Source organism: Streptomyces sp. NPDC056628, from assembly GCF_042792555.1.
Classification (GTDB): domain Bacteria; phylum Actinomycetota; class Actinomycetes; order Streptomycetales; family Streptomycetaceae; genus Streptomyces.
On record NZ_JBHTWG010000003.1, the window covers coordinates 124,926 to 145,234 of the forward strand.

The 20,309-nt window shown below is 75.3% G+C and carries 17 protein-coding genes; 10 read left to right on the top strand and 7 right to left on the bottom strand.

The features are described from left to right. Positions 1–18: 18 nt before the first annotated feature. From ACFRAC_RS06210 to ACFRAC_RS06220, 3 genes are all read right to left on the bottom strand, one after another. Positions 19–1,410 (bottom strand): hypothetical protein, encoded by a 1,392-nt coding sequence (locus tag ACFRAC_RS06210; protein WP_382921492.1) that lies wholly within the window; start codon positions 1,408–1,410, stop codon positions 19–21. A gap of 91 nt (positions 1,411–1,501) precedes the next feature. Beyond that, on the bottom strand, positions 1,502–2,104 hold the full coding sequence (locus ACFRAC_RS06215; protein WP_382921495.1) for a TetR/AcrR family transcriptional regulator: 603 nt from the start codon (positions 2,102–2,104) through the stop codon (positions 1,502–1,504). A 218-nt stretch (positions 2,105–2,322) separates the two neighbouring features. Continuing rightward, entirely contained in the window at positions 2,323–3,576 is a 1,254-nt protein-coding gene (locus tag ACFRAC_RS06220; RefSeq protein ID WP_382921498.1) for a D-arabinono-1,4-lactone oxidase, read from the bottom strand. Positions 3,577–3,696: 120 nt separating this feature from the next. On the opposite strand from ACFRAC_RS06220, the gene ACFRAC_RS06225 reads away from it, so the two are divergent. From ACFRAC_RS06225 to ACFRAC_RS06255, 7 genes are all read left to right on the top strand, one after another. Beyond that, positions 3,697–4,707, top strand: coding sequence for a hydroxyacid dehydrogenase (locus ACFRAC_RS06225; protein ID WP_382921501.1), 1,011 nt, complete (start codon positions 3,697–3,699; stop codon positions 4,705–4,707). A 108-nt stretch (positions 4,708–4,815) separates the two neighbouring features. Then, positions 4,816–6,135, top strand: coding sequence for a radical SAM protein (locus tag ACFRAC_RS06230; RefSeq protein WP_382921504.1), 1,320 nt, complete (start codon positions 4,816–4,818; stop codon positions 6,133–6,135). 202 nt (positions 6,136–6,337) lie between these two features. Further along, positions 6,338–7,819 carry a cellulose binding domain-containing protein gene (locus ACFRAC_RS06235; protein WP_382921507.1) on the top strand — a complete coding sequence of 494 codons (1,482 nt, stop codon included), beginning with the start codon at positions 6,338–6,340 and terminating at the stop codon, positions 7,817–7,819. Between the two features lie 229 nt (positions 7,820–8,048). After that, a complete protein-coding gene (gene rsgA / locus ACFRAC_RS06240; protein WP_382921510.1) occupies positions 8,049–9,155 on the top strand; it encodes a ribosome small subunit-dependent GTPase A in 1,107 nt (368 codons plus the stop codon). Positions 9,156–9,234: 79 nt separating this feature from the next. Continuing rightward, a complete protein-coding gene (locus tag ACFRAC_RS06245; RefSeq protein WP_382921513.1) occupies positions 9,235–10,641 on the top strand; it encodes a bifunctional transcriptional activator/DNA repair enzyme AdaA in 1,407 nt (468 codons plus the stop codon). After that, positions 10,638–11,156 carry a methylated-DNA--[protein]-cysteine S-methyltransferase gene (locus ACFRAC_RS06250; RefSeq protein WP_382921516.1) on the top strand — a complete coding sequence of 173 codons (519 nt, stop codon included), beginning with the start codon at positions 10,638–10,640 and terminating at the stop codon, positions 11,154–11,156. The genes ACFRAC_RS06245 and ACFRAC_RS06250 overlap by 4 nt, the downstream gene beginning before the upstream one ends. 505 nt (positions 11,157–11,661) lie before the next feature. Continuing rightward, a complete protein-coding gene (locus tag ACFRAC_RS06255; protein WP_382921519.1) occupies positions 11,662–12,936 on the top strand; it encodes a protein phosphatase 2C domain-containing protein in 1,275 nt (424 codons plus the stop codon). Here ACFRAC_RS06255 and ACFRAC_RS06260 read toward each other — a convergent pair whose 3' ends face one another. Further along, entirely contained in the window at positions 12,937–14,280 is a 1,344-nt protein-coding gene (locus ACFRAC_RS06260) for a helix-turn-helix domain-containing protein (RefSeq protein WP_382921522.1), read from the bottom strand. A 200-nt stretch (positions 14,281–14,480) separates the two neighbouring features. Here ACFRAC_RS06260 and ACFRAC_RS06265 point away from each other — a divergent pair, with 200 nt between their 5' ends. Both ACFRAC_RS06265 and ACFRAC_RS06270 read left to right on the top strand, forming a co-directional pair. Further along, positions 14,481–15,095 carry a hypothetical protein gene (locus ACFRAC_RS06265; protein ID WP_382921525.1) on the top strand — a complete coding sequence of 205 codons (615 nt, stop codon included), beginning with the start codon at positions 14,481–14,483 and terminating at the stop codon, positions 15,093–15,095. A 556-nt stretch (positions 15,096–15,651) separates the two neighbouring features. Next, a complete protein-coding gene (locus ACFRAC_RS06270; protein ID WP_382921528.1) occupies positions 15,652–16,131 on the top strand; it encodes an ATP-binding protein in 480 nt (159 codons plus the stop codon). Positions 16,132–16,200: 69 nt separating this feature from the next. On the opposite strand, the gene ACFRAC_RS06275 is transcribed toward ACFRAC_RS06270, so the two are convergent. Together ACFRAC_RS06275 and ACFRAC_RS06280 are read right to left on the bottom strand one after the other, a co-directional pair. Next, on the bottom strand, positions 16,201–17,238 hold the full coding sequence (locus ACFRAC_RS06275) for a DUF2637 domain-containing protein (RefSeq protein WP_382921531.1): 1,038 nt from the start codon (positions 17,236–17,238) through the stop codon (positions 16,201–16,203). A 348-nt stretch (positions 17,239–17,586) separates the two neighbouring features. Further along, complete coding sequence (locus ACFRAC_RS06280) at positions 17,587–18,438, bottom strand: (2Fe-2S)-binding protein (protein WP_382921533.1); 852 nt, start codon at positions 18,436–18,438, stop codon at positions 17,587–17,589. A gap of 154 nt (positions 18,439–18,592) precedes the next feature. Here ACFRAC_RS06280 and ACFRAC_RS06285 point away from each other — a divergent pair, with 154 nt between their 5' ends. Next, positions 18,593–19,393, top strand: coding sequence for a GntR family transcriptional regulator (locus ACFRAC_RS06285; RefSeq protein ID WP_382921536.1), 801 nt, complete (start codon positions 18,593–18,595; stop codon positions 19,391–19,393). A 119-nt stretch (positions 19,394–19,512) separates the two neighbouring features. On the opposite strand, the gene ACFRAC_RS06290 is transcribed toward ACFRAC_RS06285, so the two are convergent. Then, positions 19,513–20,277, bottom strand: coding sequence for a hypothetical protein (locus ACFRAC_RS06290; RefSeq protein WP_382921539.1), 765 nt, complete (start codon positions 20,275–20,277; stop codon positions 19,513–19,515). Between the last annotated feature and the right edge of the window lie 32 nt (positions 20,278–20,309).

The following is a 20,309-nucleotide window of genomic DNA, read 5'->3' on the forward strand; positions in this document are numbered from 1 at the left end:
CTCCCGCACCGCCGCGGCTCATCCGCTTGGCCGATACATCCATACGGCATGGGCGCGCAGCGCCGAAAGGCCCTGATAGGTCATCCACATGGGCCGGCGCAGCTCGGTGCCGTCGCCGCCGAGCCCCCAGACCCAGATCCCGTCGGTCTGCCCCGCCCACACCGCGGCGAGCGCCCCGTCCAGCCGGACCCGCCACTCGTCCTCCAGGCCCTCGGCCCGCGCGACGGCCACCGCACCCGGCGTGAGCAGGGCGCGCACCAGCCAGGACGCGGTGAAGTGCCGCACCCCCAGCACCTCGTGCCGGGACGGGTCGTCGCTGCGGGGGCGGCGCACCTCCTCGTGCAGGTTCTCCAGGTCCGGGCAGGTGTCGTGCGGGGCGTCCGGGCAGGCCAGCAGCCAGCGGATGCCGTCCTCGCGCGCGGTGCGGGCCCGCTCGCCGCGTGCGTCGGCGTCCTCGCCCAGCACCCGCGCGGACCGGTCCAGGGCGACCACGGCCTGCGCGGTGTGCAGCGGCGACGGCCTGCCGTACGGCGGCTGGAGCCGGTAGCCCCAGCAGCGCAGATGGTCGCGGCGCCCGTCGCTGATCGCGCCGTCCGCTAGGGCCTCGCGCAGCAGGGACAGCAGCGGCGAGCCGGGCGCGGCCCGCAGCAGCCCGCGCAGCACGGTCGTCACCACATGCGTCGACTCCCAGCCCGCGCGGTCGTGTTCCCGGGTGAAGCCGGCCGTGCAGCGCTCCACCTCGGCGTCCAGCCGGTCGGCCGGCACGCCCGCGCGGGCCAGCGCGCCCAGCACCAGCGCGGTCACCTCGGGGCGCGCCTGGGACCCCTGGGAGCGTGCCGACCAGCCGCCCTCCGGGAGCCGCAGCCGCCACAGCGTGTCCACCAGGTCGCCGGTGCTGAGCCGCCCGTCGGGCACCCCGAGGTCGAGCATCATGTGCAGGCCGTACGCGGTGCCCACGGAGGTCGGCCAGGACGGGGTGCTCTCGCCGAGGGAGTGCGGCCAGCCGGTGAGGAGCCCGCGCCGCGGGTCGTCCACGACGGACACCTGGTCGACGAGGGCGTCGTAGGCGGAGGCGAACACCAGCGGGAGCGGGCCGGACGCCCCCGTGCCCCGCGCGTCGCGGCCACCGCCGCCGCCCTGGCCTCCTGCCGCCGCCCGGGCGCGCAGCAGGGCGGCAGCCAGCCAGACCGCGACGAAGGTGCCGAGCCCGCTGACGCCCGAGATCAGATACCGGGCGGCCGAACCGTCGAGCGAGTCGGGCAGCACCCCGAACAGGGCCTGGAAGACGGCGTATCCGGCGGCCGCCGCGCCCAGTCCGCCGAGCCAGCCGACGAAACGGACCGGCGGCGAGCCGGCCGCGGGCTCCCCGTCCGGGGCGGGAGGTGCCGGCTGCGGTCGCCGGGATCTCAACGGGCCGCGTCCTAACTGCTGTTGGGACAAGACGCGCTCCCTCCCCCGTGGCGGCCGCGTGTGGCTTCCGCGAAGCTTCCAGTCTAAGTGGTCAGCGGGGCGCCTGGGGCGGTGGCCGGTCGGGCCCGCCGCGCGGCCAGTGCGTGAGGGCCACGTGCAGGGCGTCGACGGCCCGGTCCCACGACTCCTCCACGTCCCGGGGAGCCCCGAACGCCCCGGTGGACTCCAGCGAGCAGTAGCCGTGGAAGGTGCTGCGCAGCAGCCGGACGGCGTCGGTGAGGTCGGGCTCCTCCAGCCCGTAGGCGCGCAGCACCCCGTAGGTGATCTCGGCGGTGCGGCGCAGGGCGGGGGAGCCGGCGATCAGCTCCTGGTCGATCGGCATCTGGGTCGCCGCGTAGCGGCCGGGGTGCTCCAGGGCGTACGCCCGGTAGGCCGCCGCGAAGGCGACGAGCGCGTCCTTGCCGGCGCGTCCCGCCACGGCCGCCGCGATCCGGTCGATCAGCTCGCCGCCGGCCAGCAGCGCCACCCGGGTCCGCAGGTCCTGGAGGTTTCTGACGTGCGAGTAGAGACTCGCGTCCTTCACCCCGAAGTGCCGGGCGAGCGCGGACAGGCTGACGTTCTCGAACCCCACCTCGTCGGCGAGTTCGGCCGCCGCCGCGGCGAGGCGGTCGGCGGTCAGTCCTGCGCGGGCCATGGGGGTCCTTCGGGGAAAGGGGAGGTGACAGGCCCGCATGCTAATGCCCCGGCGGCGCCACGGGCCGGGGCCGCCCGCCGGGCGGCCGGGCACCAGCGGGGCGTCAGGCCGCGGCGTGGCGCCGCGGTGCGACGAGGGCTCAGGAAAGGGGCTGTACGACGTCGGCCCGACGGCTGCCGGGGAGCCTGCGCGCACGCGGCGGCGCCCCGGACCCCGGCTCAGTCCCCCAGCACGTCCCGCACGAACGCGTTGGCGAACGTGCCCTTCGGGTCCAGCTCCCGGGCCAGCGCCCGGAAGTCGTCGAGCCGCGGATACCGGGCGCGCAGCCGCGCGGCGGGCGTCGTGAACACCTTCCCCCAGTGCGGCCGCGGCGCGAAGGCGTCCAGCGCCGCCTCCAGCCGCCGCACCACCGGCAGCACCGCCGCCGTGTCCTCGATCCACGTAAAATGCAGGGCCACCGTGTCCCTCCCGTACGACGGGCTGAGCCACTGCCCGTCGGCGGCGACCGTGCGCACCTCGCAGGTCTGCAGGACCGGGGCGACGGTGTCCCGGATCGCGTCGACCGCGTGCAGCGCCTCCAGGGCGCGGGCGCGCGGCAGGAGGTACTCCGACTGGAGCTCGGCCCCGCTGCTCGGCGTGAACTCGGCCCGGAAGTGCGGCAGCCGCTCGTGCCACGGCCCCGGCACCCCGAACTGCTCGGTGCAGTTGACGGCGGGCATCCCCGGCACCGGGTGCAGCTTCTCGGTGGCGGGCGCGGCCCACGGCACGTCGGGCAGCGGCTGGTCGGTGCGCCGCTTCAGCCACACCTGCCGGAAGCCCGGCGCGCGCCAGTCGGTGAACAGGCTGACGCTGTACGCCGCCGACATCACCGCGTCGAAGGCCGCCGGATCCAGGCCGGCCAGCGGCAGCTCGGTGAACACGTGCTGCTCGACCTCGAAGGCCGGCTCCAGGTCGAGGGTGAGCGCGGTGACCACACCGAGGGCGCCCAGCGAGGTGACGGCACCCCCGAACCGCGGATCGTCCCGGCCTATCCGCACCGCCGAGCCGTCGGCGGTGATCAGCTCGACCTCGCGCACGGCCGACGCCAGCGAGCCGTTGCCGACCCCCGAGCCGTGCGTGCCGGTGGCGACGGAACCGGCCACCGAGATGTGCGGCAGCGACGCCATGTTGGGCAGTGCGAGGCCGTGCGCGTGCACGGCGCGGGCCAGCTCCGCGTACCGGATGCCGCCCGCGACACGGACCGTGCGCGCGGCGCCGTCGACGTCGACCAGCGGGGGCAGGGCCGCGATCGACAGCAGGACGCCCTCGGGGCCGGGCTCGGCGATCTCGTTGAAGGAGTGCCCGCTGCCCAGCACCCGCACCCGGGGGCTCGCGGCCACCAGGGCGGCGACCTCGTCGAACGACACCGGGCGGTGCAGCTCCCCGGCGCCGTAGGTGATGTTGCCCGCCCAGTTGGTGATCGTCCCGGTCATCCTGTCGCCCTTCACGGTGCGTGTCTGTCGCGTTGACCCTCTCATCCGCGGATACCTACGGTAGAGACCGTTTTCCACGACCGACGTCCGGGCCCGTCCCGCCGAGCCGGAGGCCACGCGTTGACCCAGCGGCCGTACGCCGTACTCGCCCTGTCCGCGCAGAACGTCCCGCTGGTCTTCCCGCCCCCGGTGCTGGCGCGGTTGCGCGAGGCGGTGGACGTCGACGCCGACCCGTTGGCCGAGGACCTCGCGGACCCACGGGTGAAGGACGCCCTGGCCCGCGCCGAGATCCTGGTCACCGGCTGGGGTACCCCCCGGCTGGACGCGGCCGCGCTGGACGCCGCCCCGCGCCTGCGGGCCGTGCTGCACGCGGCCGGCTCGGTCAAGGGGATCGTGACGCCCGAGCTGTGGCGCCGGGGCATCGCCGTCAGCTCGGCGGCGGCCGCGAACGCCCTGCCCGTGGCCGAGTACACGCTCGCCATGATCCTGCTCTCCGGCAAGGACCTCTTCGCCGTCCGCGACCGGCTGCGCGCCGAGCGGGACGCCTTCGGGGGCTGGGGGCTGCTGCCCGGCATCGGCAACCTCGGCCGCCGGGTCGGCGTCATCGGCGCCTCGCGCACCGGCCGCCGCCTGATCGAGTTGCTGCGCCCCTTCGACCTGGTGCCCGCGCTGTCCGACCCGTACGTCGACGAGGAGACGGCCGCCGCCCTCGGCGCCCCCCTGCTGCCGCTGGACGAACTGCTGCGCACCTCGGACGTCGTGACCGTCCACGCCCCCGCCACCCCCGAGACCTGGCAGCTGATCGGCGCCCGCGAGCTCGCCCTCATGCCGGACGGCGCCGTCCTGATCAACACCGCGCGGGGCTCGCTGCTCGACAACGACGCCCTGATCGGCGAGCTGCGCACCGGCCGTCTCTCCGCGATCCTCGACGTCACCGACCCCGAGCCGCTGCCCGCCGCGTCCCCGCTCTACGACCTGCCGAACGTCGTCCTCACCCCGCACCGGGCGGGCTCCCAGGGCAACGAGACGGCCCGGCTCGGCCTCGTCGTCGCCGAGGAGGCGGCCCGCCTCGCCGCGGGTTCCCCGCTCGCCCACGCGGTCGACCCGGCGGCGCTGGAGCACGAGGCGTAGCCCCCGCGTGACACCCCCGACCGGCTCGGAAGGGGCCCCGGCGCGGCCCGCGCGCGGGCGGGGGCATACCGTGAGGAGTCGTACGCCTGAGCCGGGAGGAGATTACGGATGGGCAGCCGCACCGCACTGGTCGAGGATCTGATGGAGCGATTCCCGCACGTTCCGCGGGAAGCCGTCTTCAAGGAGGATCTGCTCCGGGGCGGGGTCGCTTTCGACCCGTCGGCCCTGAGCGACAACGAGGGCGGTGAGGTCAAACCGAAGTCGTACTTCATCTTCTCGTTCGACCACGGCACCCTGCCCGAGCTCGGCGAGGCCGCTCTGCGGCGCCCGCCCGAGGAGATCATCCTCACCGGCGGCCCCTACGACCTGCGCCGCACCGTCGTGTCGGTCCGGGTGAACCCGTCGTCCCCGTACCGGGTCGCCGCCGACGAGCACGGCGTGCTCGGCCTCTACCTGGACGGCAAGCGCATCTCGGACGTCGGCGTGCCGCCCATGCCCGAGTACTACCGGCACAAGCTGTCCAACGGGAAGTCGGTGATGGAGGTCGCCCCCACCATCCAGTGGGGCTACCTGATCTACCTGACCGTCTTCCGGGTCTGCCAGTACTTCGGCGCCAAGGAGGAGTGCCAGTACTGCGATATCAACCACAACTGGCGCCAGCACAAGGCGGCCGGGCGGCCCTACACCGGGGTGAAGGACGTCGAGGAGGTCCTGGAGGCCCTGGAGATCATCGACCGGTACGACACGGCGAAGGCGTCCACCGCCTACACCCTCACCGGCGGCGCGATCACCAAGACCGTCTCCGGGCGGGACGAGGCCGACTTCTACGGCCACTACGCCAAGGCCATCGAGGAGCGCTTCCCCGGCCGCTGGATCGGCAAGGTCGTCGCCCAGGCGCTGCCCAAGGACGACGTGCAGCGCTTCAAGGACTACGGCGTGCAGATCTACCACCCCAACTACGAGGTGTGGGACGAGTACCTGTTCAAGATGTACTGCCCGGGCAAGGAGCGGTACGTCGGCCGCGACGAGTGGCACAAGCGCATCCTGGACTCGGCGGAGATCTTCGGCGCCCGCAACGTGATCCCCAACTTCGTGGCGGGCGTGGAGATGGCCGAGCCGTTCGGCTTCAAGACCGTCGACGAGGCGATCGCGTCGACCACGGAGGGCCTGCGCTTCTTCATGTCCCAGGGCATCACGCCCCGCTTCACCACCTGGTGCCCCGAGCCGACGACCCCGCTCGGCAAGGCCAACCCGCAGGGCGCGCCGCTGGAGTACCACATCCGGCTGCTGCAGGCATACCGGCAGACCATGGAGGAGTTCGGCCTGTCCTCGCCTCCCGGCTACGGCCCGCCCGGACCCGGCCGCGCGGTGTTCTCCGTGAGTTCCTTCATGGACAGCCTTCCGGCCGAGGAGTCCGCCACGGTATAGGTGAGGACACGGACGAGCCGGACGGGATCCGCATCCGTGCCTCGGGCCACGGATGCGGGCCCACCACGGTCCGTCATGACATCTGAACAGAGCGCTTGTCAGTTCTGACAGAGACGTGAAAAGCTCCTGCCCTGCCGCGAGGTATCCCTCAACTCCCCTTCGCCATGGGCGAGTTGTCCTCGGATGTGGATGCAGGAGACTCATGCCGGACCTGCCGACCCCTCAGGACGCCACCGAGGCCGCCCTGCTCGCCGAGTGCTGGGACGCCGTGCTGTCGTACGCCGGCCTGTGCACCGTCGGCCCCGAGTCGGCAGGCCGTCTGGCCTCGGAGGCCTTCGCGGCCGGACTGCGCGAGGCCCGCGAGGCCGGGGCGGGGCCGGGCGTCGCCCGCCGTCCGGCCCGGCTGCCCCGCATCCCCCTCCTGCTGGTCGCCGTGCGCACCACGGCGGCTGCCTGGGAGGAGGGCGGCCGCGGCGACGGCCTCGACCCCGACCTGCGGCTGTGGCTCAACTCCGAGCACGCCGCCCGCTACACCGGCCCCCCGCTCGGACGCCCGGTCGCGCTGCGCGGACTGCGGGACATGCAGGAACCGGACGCGGCCCTGCTGTGGCTGGCCGAGGTCGAGGCGCTGCCGCCGCACGTCGTCGCCCGCAGGCTGGGCCTCGACCCGGCCACCGTCTCCGACGAACTGGCCCAGGTGCGCGGCCTGTTCAGGGACCGCTGCCGGCGCAACCACCTCGACACCCCGATGGACGCGCGCTGCCGCAGCTACGCCCGCCTCCTCGACGCCGTGACCCGCTCGCCCGCCGCCGACATACCCGGCGACCTCTCGCGCCACCTCGCCACCTGTGTGCCGTGCGCCGAGGCAGCCGCCTGTCTGCGGCCGCACGGCGGAGGTCTGCCCGCCGCCCTCGCCGGAGGCGTCCTCGGCTGGGGCGGCCTCGCCTATGTGGAGCGCCGCCGCCGCGCCGCCGAGGCCCGCCTGGCCGCGCACCCCGACGCGGACGCGGAGACCGGTCCGGCCCGCCCCGGCGCCCACAAGGCGCGGATGGCGCGCGGCGCCCTGCTCGTCACCGCCGTCCTCGTCTCCGGGCTGGCCCTCGCGGTGTCGATGACCCAGGGCGGCTCCTCCGCCGGCACCCGCGCGGCCGACGGCGACCTCGCCGAACGCCCCCCGGGCGCCGACCCCGCGATCTCCCTGCCGGTCACGGCCGCCACCCGGCCGGCCCGTGAGGCCCCGGAACCGTCCGCGAGCGCCTCCCGCGGCACACACCCCGCCCCGCGCGACCCCGATCCAGGACCGCGGGGCACCACCTCCCCGACGGCCCGCCCGGACGCGGCCCGGCCGTCCACGGCCGAAGCCCTCTCCTGCACGGCCGTCTACGACCTCGTCAACGAGTGGCCCGACGGCTTCCAGGCCATCGTCACCGTCACCACCGACCGCGCCCTGGACGGCTGGCGCGTCGCCTGGTCCTTCCGGGACGGCCAGCGGGTCGGCCGGATGTGGGACGCCGCCTTCGCCCAGAACGGCTCCCGCGTCACCGCCACCGCGGCCGACTACAACAAGTCCGTCGCGGCCGGCGGCAAGATCACCTTCGGCTTCCTGGGCTCCTGGCGGGGCGCCAACTCCCCGGCGTACGACCTCACCCTCGACGGCCGGGCCTGCACCCTGAAAACCCGTTGACGGCGGTGCGCGGGACCCGGCTAGAGTGACGGCGTTCCCCCAGCGGTGGCCTCATGGCCGCCGCAATCCGGCGGAAGTGACGAGGAGGTGTCGACCGATGGCTGTCATTGCGACGAGCGCTGCCCGCAGGCAATCCATCCCGTCCACCTCCGTGGCCACCGGCTGACACCACACTCCTCGCGCGCCCTCACGCGCGCCGGCCGGGGCCGCCCCTGTGAAGGGTCACCCGTTGACTTCCAGCTCCGCTGCTTCCTCCGTCCACCCCGCGCTCACCCCCTACGGCTGGGACGCGGCCTGGGCGGACGCCTTCGCCCCGCACGCGGCCGAAGGACTCCTCCCCGGACGCGTCGTCCGCGCCGACCGGGGCCAGTGCGACGTCGTCACCGCCGACGGCGTCGTCCGCGCCGACACGGCCTTCGTCACCCCGCACGACCCCATGAAGGTCGTGTGCACGGGCGACTGGGTCGCCGTCGACCCCGCGGGCGCCCACCCGCGCTACGTCCAGGCGTATCTGCCGCGCCGCACCGCCTTCGTGCGGTCCACCTCCTCCAAGCGGTCCGAGGGGCAGATCCTCGCGGCCAACGTCGACCACGCCATCGTCGCCGTCTCCCTGGCCGCCGACCTCGATCTCGGCCGGATCGAGCGGTTCCTCGCGCTGGCCTGGGAGTCGGGCGCCCAGCCGGTCGTGGTCCTCACCAAGGCCGACCTCGTGCCGGACGTGGTGACGCTCGCGTACCTCGTGCAGGACGTGGAGACCACGGCACCCGGCGTGCCCGTGCTCCCGGTCAGCAGCGTGGACGGGGCCGGCCTCGACGTGCTCGTCGCGCTGGTCGGCGGCGGCACCAGCGTGCTGCTCGGGCAGTCCGGAGCGGGCAAGTCCACCCTCGCCAACGCGCTGCTCGGCGAGGACGTCATGGAGGTGCGGGCGACCCGTGACGTGGACGGCAAGGGCCGCCACACCACCACCACCCGCAACCTTCTCGCCCTGCCCGGCGGCGGGGTCCTCATCGACACACCGGGCCTGCGCGGCGTCGGCCTCTGGGACGCCGGGACCGGCGTCGGGCAGGTCTTCTCCGAGATCGAGGAGCTCGCCGAGCGGTGCCGCTTCCACGACTGCGCCCACGAGGCCGAACCGGGCTGCGCCGTGCTGGCCGCGATCGACTCCGGTGAGCTGGCGGTGCGCCGGCTGGAGAGCTACCGCAAGCTCATGCGGGAGAACCAGTACATCGTGGCCAAGACCGACGCGCGGCTGCGCGCCGAGCTGCGCCGGGAGTGGAAGCGGAAGGGGGCGCAGGGCCGGGCCGCCATGGAGGCCAAGCGCGGCCGGACCCGGTGACGCACGCTCCTCCACCTGCCCCTCCTCGGTGTCCGATTCCCGCCAGCGCCGCCCCCCGGCACGGCGGACACTGGACAGCGTGAAGGACGAGGACAGCAGGTACGAGGCGGTGCGCAGCCGCGACGCCCGGTTCGACGGCGAGTTCTTCTTCGCCGTCGAGACGACCGGCGTCTACTGCCGCCCCAGCTGCCCGGCGGTCACGCCGAAGCGGCGGAACGTGCGGTTCTTCGCGACGGCCGCCGCCGCGCAGAGCTCGGGCTTCCGGGCCTGCCGGCGGTGCCGTCCGGACGCCGTCCCCGGCTCCGCCGCCTGGAACGTGCGGGCGGACGTGGTGGGCCGGGCGATGCGGCTGATCGGCGACGGGATCGTCGACCGGGAGGGCGTCGCCGGGCTCGCCGCCCGGCTCGGCTACAGCACCCGGCAGGTGCAGCGGCAGCTCACCGCCGAGCTCGGCGCGGGACCCGTCGCGCTGGCCCGCGCCCAGCGGGCCCACGCCGCCCGGGTGCTGCTCCAGACGACCGGCCTGCCGATCACCCAGATCGCCTTCGCCGCCGGCTTCGCCAGCGTCCGGCAGTTCAACGACACGATCCGGGCCGTGTACGCCCGCACACCGAGCGAGCTGCGCGCCGCCGCACCCCGGGGCGGCCGCCCCGACCGGCGTACGGCCGCCCCGTCCGGTGGCATCCCGCTGCGGCTCGCCCACCGGGGCCCGTACCACGCCGGGACCGTCTTCGACCTCCTCGCCGAGGAGGCCGTGCCCGGCGTCGAGGAGGTCACCGGCCCGCCCGGCGACCGGCTCTACCGCCGCACCCTGCGCCTCCCGCACGGCAGTGCCGTCGCCGCCGTGGCGGAGAGCACGGCGGCGACCGGCCGGGGCGGGGCCACCCACCCCGGCGGCTGGCTCGACGCCCGGCTCCACCTCACCGACCTCCGCGACCTGACGACGGCCGTGCAGCGGCTGCGGCGCCTGTTCGACCTGGACGCCGACCCGTACGCCGTCGACGCGCGGCTCGGCGCCGACGCCCGGCTCGCCCCCCTGGTCGCGGCCCGGCCCGGACTGCGCTCACCCGGCGCCGCCGACCCCGACGAACTGGCCGTACGGGCCCTCGTCGGGCCCGAGCGGGCCGCCGAACTGGCCCTCCGGTACGGCAAGGCGCTCGACGCGCCCAGCGGCGGCCTCACCCATCTGTTCCCCGAGCCCGCCGTGCTCGCCGGCGCCGAACCCGGCGGACCGCTGGGCGCGCTGACCGCCGCCCTCGCCGACGGCGCCCTACGGCTGGACGCGGGCGCCGACCGGGACGAGGCGTACCGTGCCCTGCGGGACCTGCCCGGTCTGGACGCCCGTACCGGCGCCGTGATCCGTACCCGCGCCCTCGCGGACCCGGACGTGGCGCCGCCCGGCACCGATCCGCCCTACGCGTGGCGCCCCTGGCGCTCCTACGCGCTGCGCCACCTGCGCGCCGCGGGCGAGCCCGACTCCCGATGACCACGACCGAGAGGACCGCCATGGCCCCCCGCATCCCCTGGACCGAGGTCGACAGCCCCCTCGGCCCCCTCCTGCTCACCGCCGACCCCGCCACCGGCGCCCTGACCTCCGTCTCCGTGCCGGGCCAGAAGGGCGGCCGGACGGTCCTGGCGGACTGGCGGCACGAGCCGGGGCCCTTCCGCGCCGCCGAGGAGCAGCTCGCCGCCTACTTCGCCGGGGAGCTCAAGGAGTTCCACCTGGAGCTGAGCACGCACGGCAGCGTGTTCAGGGAGCGTGTCTGGGCCGCCCTGGACGACGTCCCGTACGGGGCCACCACGACCTACGGCGAGATCGCCGCACGCATCGGCGCCTCCCGGCCCGCCGTCCGGGCCGTCGGCGGCGCGATCGGCGCCAACCCGCTGCTCGTCGTACGCCCCTGCCACCGGGTGATCGGTGCCGACGGCTCCCTGACGGGGTACGCGGGGGGACTCGACCGCAAGATCCGCCTGCTCACCCTGGAGGGAACGCTCTCCTGAGAGCCGTCAGCCCCAGATCACCGCGCCCAGCCGGGCCCCCCGCGCCCAGCCGGCAGGTGAACGGCTCCGCCGGCACGCCGGAGCCGCCCGAGCGCGGCGCCGTGCGCACCACGGCCCGCGCCTCGCGATGCCGGCTCAGGCGGCGCCGGGCCTCCGGGCAGGCGCCGGCCAGGGACCCGGGCACCGAGCCGATCACCGGAACCAGGAAGAACCCCCAGGAACGAGCCCGCCGCCGCGTACGCCGCCATGCGTCGCCCGGTCCGGTCGGGGCGCGGGCGCCGGGCGGGAGCGCCCAGCGCACCACCCGGGAGACCCATCCGACCGGAGTGCGGGAGCCCGTCGGAACGCGCGGATCAGAGGCTGCCGCCCGGGCCCCACGGCCCGCGGCGCCCCCCCTCGTACGCCCGTTCGCCCTGTCACCCGACATGTCCCTCTCGGTGCCGTACGCGGCCGGATTTCCCGATGCCCCGTTCCCATCCGGGCCCCGCGGGGAACAATCGGGGGCATGAATCAGCAGGGGGGCAAGCCCACCGGTCACGAGGACGACTGGTGGGGCCGGCTGTACGGCGACGCCGAGGACGCGGGCCCGTCCGCGGCGCCCGACTCGCTCGACGACCGGTACGCCTCGGCCGCGGGGACCGTGAACCAGCGGCCCGACACCGTCCCGGCACAGCGGTCCGACCCGGACGCCCCCGGGCGGGAAGCACCGGCGTTCCCCGCCGGTCTGCCCAGGCCGCCCGGCTTCACCGTGGAACCGGAACCGGCCCCGGCGGACGAGGAGACGCCCCCGCCGCCCGCCCGGGACCGGCCGGCCCGCGCACTGGACTACGTGGGTGCCGGCCCGCCCACCTACGACCCCGAACCCACCGCGCTGCCCCCGGCCGGCCCGGACGACCTCGACGATCTGGTCCCCGACACCGTCCTCGACGGCGCCCGCTACGGCACCGCCACCCTGCGGGCCGTGTCCCTGCGCGGCGACTCCGCCCGCTACCGGGGCGAGCCCCGCCGCGACTCCCTGCTCATCGCCCGCTTCGGCAGCGGCGAACACGCCCTGGTCCTGGTCGCGATGGCCACCGGCGCCCGCGCCACCACCGGCGCCCACCGGGCCGCCGCCGAGGCGTGCCACTGGATCGGCCGGGCCGTCGGCCGCAGCCACGAACGGCTCGCCCGGGACATGCGGGCCGGCCGGCGCGGCGACCTGAAGTCCGGGCTGCACCGCCTCACCGGCCGCAGCCTCGGGCGGCTCCGCGCCGGCGCCGCCGAACAGGGCGTCGACCCGGAGGAGTACGCGGCCACCCTGCGCTGCCTGCTGCTGCCCGCCGACCCCGCGTGCCGGACGCGGGTCTTCTTCGGAGCCGGCGACGGAGGGCTGTTCCGGCTGCGGGACGGGGAGTGGCAGGACATCGAGCCGCGGGTCACCGACGCCGCCGGCGAACCCGTCGTCGGCTTCGGCTCGTTGCCCGCCGAGACCCCCGACGGCGACCGGCTCACCATGGACCTCGGCATCCCGACCCCGCCGAGTCCCTACGAACCGGCGCCCGAGCCGCCCCGCGAGCCGTTCCGCTTCCGCGCCTCCGTGGCCCGCCCCGGCGACACCCTGCTGCTGTGCACGAGCGGTCTCGCCGACCCCCTGCGCGGCGAACCCGAACTCGCGGCCCACCTCCTGGGGCGCTGGTCGGGGTCCGGGCCGCCCGGACTCGCCGACTTCCTCGCCGACACCCAGGTCCGGGTCAAGGGCTACGCCGACGACCGTACGGCCGCCGCCGTCTGGGAGGCGTGATCAGCTGTACGGCACCCACGCCCGGTCGGACGTCTCGTACACGTAGCGCGGCAGCGACCCGACGCCCGTCGTACGGAACGGGCGGCCCGCGTCGTCGACCCGGACGGTGCCGGTGCGGCCCTGCGAGGACCAGTCGAGCTCCAGGTACCAGGAGCAGTCGCAGGTCCGGGTCTCCGCGGTGACCAGCAGCACTTCCGGATCCGTCGCGGACACCCGGTAGGGCAGCCGCATCGCCGGGATCGGGGTGCCGGTGTCGTTGCCGTCCTGGGGGCGGGCGACGGGCCGGTCCTTGTCCAGGTCGACGTCGAAGAAGCGCGGTGTCAGGGCTCCGCCGCAGCCCCGGTCCATCGCGTACACGGTGCCCTTCAGCGGCGCCGCACGGTTCACGACCCGGACCCGCAGCGCCTCCAGGACGACAGCCGTGGAACTGCGGCCCTGCACCGACACCCGCACCAGGGTCTGCCCCCCGTGCACCGCGCCCAGGGAGGTCGCCCAGGTGCGGGCGTCCTGCGGTGGGGGAGGCGGCGGGACCTGCTGCGGCGGCCGGGTGAGGACGTAGTCGTGGCCGCACCCGGCCTGCCAGACGTGCGAGTCGACGCTCCACGTCAGGGGCGTGCCCGTGGGCTTCGGCCGCCCGGCCCCCTTCGGCGGTCCGCTGCCGCCCTCCTCGCGCGACGCGGACTTCTTCGAGCCGCCGGGGGAGGGGGAGGCCGTGGTCGCGGTGGGCGCGGGGGAGCGGGGCGGGGACGGGCGGGACGTGGGCGCGGGTGTCGTACGGGTCGGGTCGGCGGCCTGGACCCGGTCCGAACCGCGGGGCCGGTCGTCCGGCAGGGCGGCGAGGGTGCCGAGACCGGCGAGGAGGGCGGTGGCCGCCGCCGCGAGCACCAGCAGCCTCCGGCGCCGGGACCGGGGGCGGGCGGACGCGGGGGCGGGTGGGGGAGTGACGTCGGGCGCGGGCTCGGCCGGTGCCTCGGCCGTCTCCGCCGGCGCCTCGGTGGTCTCCTCCGGCTCCGGAGCCGGAGCGGCCGGCTTCGCGCCCTGGGTGCGCGCCCGCTGCCGGGCCGCCACCGCGAGGATCCACAGCCGGTGCAGTTCCAGCCGTTCCTCGGGGGTCGCCGCGCACAGTGCCGCGAACCGCTCCACGGGGGCGAAGTCGAGCGGGACGGCCTCGCCGGCGCAGTAGCGGTGCAGCGTGGAGGTGTTCATCGCGAGACGGCGGGCCAGCTGACCGTAGCTGCGGTCGGTGCGCTCCTTGAGCCGTCTGAGCAGCGTCGCGAACTCCTGGACGTCGTCCCGCACTTCCGACACCCGTTCCCCCGTGTCCTGTCCGTCCCGGGACGGCATCCCAGGCACTCCTTGTATGTGCACGTCACAGGGGCTGGGATGGTTCCACCGTCGCTGACCGGCGCCCGGCGCTTGCGGCCGCCCGCTGTGACGGCTGATGCTTCTGGTGCCGCACCGACGGGGCCGCGACGACCGAACGGCGTCGGCGGCGGCCCTCTTCCGCGGTCGTCACGCACCGACTCATCCCACGGGGGACACCCATGTCCAGGACCATCCGCACCGGTGTGCTCGCCGCGCTCGCCGTGGCGGGACTCACCGCCGGCTCCGCGCTCACCGCCGCACCGGCCGGCGCCGCGCCCAAGGCGCCCGCCCCGAAGTTCCTTTCGGCGTCCCAGCTGCCGCCGCACCCCTCCGGCTGGACCGCGGGCCCGGTCTCCGACGGGGTGCCGGAGGAGCTGGAGTTCTGCTTCGGTGAGGCGCTGCTCGCCTACGACATCCGCCACCGCGACTTCCGCACCGATCTGGACACCAACGCCCAGCAGATCGTCGTCGTGGTCGGCGACGGCGCCAAGGCGAAGGCCCTCGCCCGGCGCCTCGACCAGGAGGTCCGGCGCTGTGCGCTGCGGGCCGACGCCGCCCCCGAGATCAAGGCCGAGTACCGCGCGTACGGCACGCTGCCGGTGGAGGAGGGGGCACGGGTGCACGGGGTGCACACCCGCGCGGCGTGGGGCGCGAGGGACATCGGCCTGACGTCGGTCGGCCGGGACGGCGGCACGGTCACCCTCGTCCGGTGGGGGCAGATGGGGGACTTCTCGGACGCGCCGGTGAAGGCGTTCAAGAAGACGACCACCACCGCGGTCGACAAGCTGTACTGACCGCACGGCCGGCCCGTCACGGGGGCCGCCCTCCCGTACGGGGGTCGGGCGGGCGGCCCCGGCGGGCGCGGACAGCGTCCCGTTTCAGCCACTTTCCCAGGACGGGGGCGTCGGCGCCGAGGGGTCTCGGCCGCCGACACCCCCGTCCACCGGTGTGTCCGCACCGGGTACGCCGTCTTCGGCAGGGCCGGGTCGGCGTTCCGCGTGAACCCGTCCGGTTCCGATGCCCTCGCGCCCGTCGGCGCGGCGGCCGTGGCCGGGGCGCCGCACGGCCCTCTCCTGCCCGCACCGGAGGACGGCCCCGCCTCATGCCGTCGCAAACCCCGTCGCGTCCCCTTCCGGGCGCGCGGCGGGTGACGGTGGCGGCCCGGCGGGCCCGTCGCACGGCCGCGGCGCGCCGTTCGGCCCTTCACCCACCTGTCGGGACCGGCCACCGATGGCCGAACACCTGGTCGTCTACGACGGGACATGACTGTTCGCCACCGCGACCGGGGAAGGGTTCCCGTGAACGTGTTCGACCAGGAGGGGAACCGACATCGGCACGCAGGCGGGGGTCATGAAGAGGCAGGCACGGGGAGGCGGTTCCACGGCGTACGGGGCCTCCTCGGCGAAGACGGCGGAGGACGGGACCGCGGACGCCGGGGAACACACGCGGACCTCCCAGCTCAGGCGCAGACTCGGCCGGGCCGACCTGCGGGCGGTACCGGAGGCGCGCAGGGCGCTGCGCGAACTGTTGTGGCAGTGCGGCAGGACCGGTGGTTCCGACACCGCCGAACTGCTCACCAGCGAACTCGTCACCAACGCACTCGTGCACACCGACCGGGACGCGGTCCTGACCGCCACCGTGGGACCGCACGGACTGCGCGTGGAGGTACGGGACTTCGCGTCCCGGCGGCCCAGGATGCGCGTACCGGACGCCGACACCGGTACGAACGGCCGGGGCCTGCTGCTCGTCCAGTCCCTGGCGGACGCCTGGGGGGTGTGCGTGCACGGCGTGGGCAAGGTGGTGTGGTTCGAACTCGGCGCCGACGTGTGACGCCGACGAGGACGGGAAGGGGCGCGACCCGTGCTGTGGGTCGCGCCCCTTCCCGTCGTCAGGACCGGCTCAGCCGAACTGCTGCTCCAGGTCCTTGAGCTTGCGCTCCAGCGAGTCCAGCCGCGGCAGCGCCATCGTGTCGTCCTCCGAGGTCAGGTCCACGGTCACCGGTTCCGAACCGATGCGTACCGGCTCAAGGGAAGGGCGCGTGCGCGCGGGCAGGGGTTCCGGCGCCGATATGGCAGGCTCCGCGGTGACCTGGGACGAGGCCGGCTCCAGGGCCTGCGGCTCGCCCTGCCGGCCGGTGCCGCGGCCGATGAACCCGCGGTGGCCGCGGCTGATGGCCTTGAGCTGGGCGCGCTCCCTGCGCTCCTGCTCGCGGCGGCGCAGCCGGGCCGCCTCCTTGTGCCGCTTGTCCTCGCGGACCTCGTCGACCGCCTCGTCCAGGCTGCGCACGTTCTCCAGCAGCATGAGCGACCAGGCCCTGTAGGTCTCGCGCGGGGCCCGCAGCCAGCGCACGATGCGGATCTGCGGCAGCGGACGCGGCACCAGACCCTGCTCGCGCAGCGCCGCCCGGCGGGTCTGCTTGAGGGCACGGTCGAACAGCACGGCCGCCGACAGGGACATGCCGGCGAAGAAGTGCGGGGCGCCGGCGTGGCTCAGGCCACGGGGCGCGTGGACCCAGTTGAACCAGGCCGCGGCACCCGCGAACGTCCACACGAGTATCCGGGAGCCGAGCGCCGCGTCGCCGTGGCTGGCCTCGCGCACGGCGAGCACGGAACAGAACATCGCCGCGCCGTCGAGACCGAACGGCACGAGGTACTGCCAGCCGTCGTTGAGGCCCAGGTTCTGCTCACCGAAGCCGACCAGGCCCTTGAAGGAGAGCGCGGCGGCGACGGCGGCACAGCAGAAGAGGAGCACATAGGAAGCCGTGCCGTAGATGGCCTCCTTGCGCCGACGGCGCTCCTCGCTGCGCTCCCAGGAGTCCTCGGCCGCGTGCTCCCCGGACCGCTTGCCGCGCGCGAGCACCGCCACCGCCGTCAGCATGCCCAGGAGCAGCACGGCGCCCGGAAGCAGCCAGTTCAGCGATATGTCGGTCAATCTCATCTGGGGTCCCTTGCATTGGGATAGGGCGTAACGCCCGCCATAGTGGCCCAATCCCGCTGGCCCTCAGGGGGTTTCGGGGCAAGAGGCCGCCAAGAAGGTGCAAGGGGATGCCCAGGGCGGCGTTCTGCTCGAACTGCCGCTTGAGGGGCGGGAGTTGAGTTCGAACAACACTACCCGTGCGGGTGGTTCCACGGAAAGTTCCCGCGCGAAGTGAGGAAGGTGTGAAACGGGTGTGGCCGAGTCGGAAGTGCCGTTCGCCGGTGATCTTAGGGCACGCGGTGGTGGACGCGTTCCCGAGGGGGCGTCAGTTCACCCCGGGGGCGCGGGAACTGGGCTCCACGCGCCCGTTCAGGCCGTCGCGGCGAGGAGCTTGGCGAGGCGGTCGGCGTCGCAGGTGCGCGGGCAGGTCGCGCAGGTGTCCTCGGGGCGCAGCGTGTAGAACATGCAGCAGCTCGCCCGGTCGCGGGTGGGCAGTGCCTCGCCGTCCGGACCGGTCAGCTCGCGGAAGGCGGCCGAGCCCACGTACGGCTTCGTCGCCCCCGGCAGCAGCAGCTCCAGTTCGCGGCGGGCCCGCTCCTGCTCGCCGTCCCCGAACAGGTGCGCCACGTACCACAGGCCCTCGACCACCTCGTCCGTCGCCATGCCCCACACGGCGCGCCCGCGTCGCCGCATCCGGGCGCCGAAGCCGCCGAGGAGCGGCTCCAGGTGCTCCGCGACCGCCGCGCGCACCTCGGCCCGCAGGGCCTCCTCGTCGGGGACCACGCGCGCGCCGGGCAGGCCGGCCGCCGGGTCGCCGGGCAGGCAGGCGAAGGAGGTGGCACGTGCCGCAAGGCGGCCCAGGGGTGCGCCGGGGTCGGTGCGGTCGTACGAGACATGCGTCACGGGGAAGCGCGGGACGCGGCGGAGCAGGAACCACGGCACGGTGATCAGCAGGCACGCCGGCCAGGCGTAGCGGTGCAGCCCGAAGCTGGCGACGACGTCCGGGCGGGCGGACCGGCCGTAGTCCCTCAGTACCTGGGCGTCGTCCCAGGCGAGGAACGCGTCGAGTCCGTCGCCGCCCTCCGCCAGCGCGCTCGCGGTGACCCAGCCGCCGTGCCGGGGGAGCGCCGCGTCGGTGGCGGGCTGGGCGATGTCGAGCCCCGGAAGGACCTCGGCGAGACGGGCGTAGGCGTGCGCGAGGGCTGAGGAGGGCACGGGCATCGGAGCCGCCAATCCGCGAGGCATTGAAGGTAAGCCTTACCTTACCCTGATCTCTGTGAGGTTTGAACTGTCGCGTTCTGCGCCTAAGGTGCTTGACGGTTGAGTAACAAGCCGCCGTAATACCCCACGTACCGACCGTCCCGGAGGAGGACCCGTGAAGCAGGGCGCGCGAAGCTCCGCGACGACGGGGAGGCCGCGGACACCGCACGTCCAGGAGGCCGCGGCGGCCGCGCCGGAACCCCGGGTCCCGGCGCAGGGCACGCCGTCCGCCGCCGCGCGCGGCGAGCACACCCACAGCGAGCGGCCCCTCCCCGCGCCCCGCCCCGTCGTGCAACGCGCCTCGGTACGGGGGCAGATCCTCGACGCCCTGCGCACCGCGCTCGTCACCGGCGAGCTGGCGCCCGGCGCCGTCTACTCGGCCCCCGCCCTCGGCGAGCGCTTCGGCGTCTCGGCGACCCCGGTGCGGGAGGCCATGCAGCAACTGGCGCTGGAGGGCGCCGTCGAGGTGGTCCCCAACCGGGGGTTCCGGGTGGTCGAACGCGGAGCCCGGGACCTGGCCGAACTCGCCGAGGTCCGGGCGCTCGTCGAGGTCCCCGTCATGCTCCGGCTCGCCCGCGCCGTGCCCGCCGAACGCTGGGCCGAGATGCGCCCGCTGGCCGAGGCGACGGTCCGCGCGGCGGCCACCGGATGCCGGGCCACCTACGCGGAGTCCGACCGCGTCTTCCACCGTGCCGTGCTCTCCCTCGCCGGCAACGCCCAGCTCGTGCGGATCGCCGACGACCTGCACCGTCGCGCCCAGTGGCCGCTGACCGGCCCGTCCCGCCCGCCGGGCCGCGGCCACGCCGACCTGCTGGCCGACGCGGCCGAGCACACCGCGCTGCTCGACGCCCTGATCGCCCGCGACCTCGAGGTCGTCCGCGCCCTGGTGGACGAACACTTCGCCGGCGCCCACTGAGGACGCCCCTCACGGCCCCTCAGGCGCCCCCGGCGGCACCGGGGGCAGCTGTTCCGCCCAGCTAGGCAGGTTTCCGGGCCAGCAGCCGGCACAGCCTCCGGCGCGCCCGTCGCGGTCTGTCAGGCGGTCGCCGCCGGTGGGAGCGGGGCCAGCTGCTCCGCCAGCCAGGTGGGGACCCCGCCCAGCAGCCGGAACAGTCGCCGGGCCTCCTCGCGCAGACGGGACGCCTCCGGTTCGGTCTCCGTGTCGGCCAGCGACGCGAGCGCCGGGGCCGTCCCCACCAGGTAGCCCAACTCCTCGCGGATGCGCAGGGATTCGGCGAAGCCGTGCCGCGCCTCGGCCAGCTCCCCGTCGCGCAGTGCGAGACCGGCCAGATGCCGCCAGGTGAACGACAGCAGCAGCGGGTCGGCGTGCGCCGTGGCACCCGCGTGCGCCCGGCGGTAGGCCGCGCGGGCCGCCTGGGGCGAGCGCGTCAGGTTCTCCGCGAGCAGGCCGCGGCGGAAGTCGAGCAGGGCCCGGCCCGGCGCCCCTGGCGCGATCAACGCCGCCGCCCGGCCCAGCGCCGCCCGCGCCTCGTCGGCCCGGTCGCGCACGGAGTGCAGCGTCGCCGCGTACGCAAGCTGCCCCCGTTCACAAGCGGCCGCCCCGCGTTCGTCGTCGGTGTGGGCCAGCGCCTCGGCCGTACGCAGCGCGTCCTCGGCCTCCTCCCAGCCCCGCTCGGTGTACAGACACCGTTCCACCAGCAGGGACGCGCGCTGGAGCGCGGCCTGTGCGGTGACCGGCTGGAGCAGGGCCGCCGCGTCCGCCCAGCACGCGCGGGAACGCAGCCGCCATACCGCGGTCTGGAGTGGATCGTCACCGGCGGTCGTTCCGTTACCAGACATGGCGGTATACGCCACCTCGCCCTCCCCGAGCA

Bases quoted from the DNA above. Each gene is read 5' to 3' on its own strand.
- ACFRAC_RS06230 (WP_382921504.1), top strand. From the start codon at position 4,816: ATGGGCAGCCGCACCGCACTGGTCGAGGATCTGATGGAGCGATTCCCG.
- ACFRAC_RS06275 (WP_382921531.1), bottom strand. From the start codon at position 17,238: ATGAGATTGACCGACATATCGCTGAACTGGCTGCTTCCGGGCGCCGTG.
- ACFRAC_RS06260 (WP_382921522.1), bottom strand. From the start codon at position 14,280: ATGCCGTCCCGGGACGGACAGGACACGGGGGAACGGGTGTCGGAAGTG.
- ACFRAC_RS06280 (WP_382921533.1), bottom strand. From the start codon at position 18,438: ATGCCCGTGCCCTCCTCAGCCCTCGCGCACGCCTACGCCCGTCTCGCC.
- ACFRAC_RS06270 (WP_382921528.1), top strand. From the start codon at position 15,652: ATGAAGAGGCAGGCACGGGGAGGCGGTTCCACGGCGTACGGGGCCTCC.
- ACFRAC_RS06290 (WP_382921539.1), bottom strand. From the start codon at position 20,277: ATGTCTGGTAACGGAACGACCGCCGGTGACGATCCACTCCAGACCGCG.
- ACFRAC_RS06215 (WP_382921495.1), bottom strand. From the start codon at position 2,104: ATGGCCCGCGCAGGACTGACCGCCGACCGCCTCGCCGCGGCGGCGGCC.
- ACFRAC_RS06220 (WP_382921498.1), bottom strand. From the start codon at position 3,576: ATGACCGGGACGATCACCAACTGGGCGGGCAACATCACCTACGGCGCC.
- ACFRAC_RS06235 (WP_382921507.1), top strand. From the start codon at position 6,338: ATGCCGGACCTGCCGACCCCTCAGGACGCCACCGAGGCCGCCCTGCTC.
- ACFRAC_RS06265 (WP_382921525.1), top strand. From the start codon at position 14,481: ATGTCCAGGACCATCCGCACCGGTGTGCTCGCCGCGCTCGCCGTGGCG.
- ACFRAC_RS06255 (WP_382921519.1), top strand. From the start codon at position 11,662: ATGAATCAGCAGGGGGGCAAGCCCACCGGTCACGAGGACGACTGGTGG.
- ACFRAC_RS06250 (WP_382921516.1), top strand. From the start codon at position 10,638: ATGACCACGACCGAGAGGACCGCCATGGCCCCCCGCATCCCCTGGACC.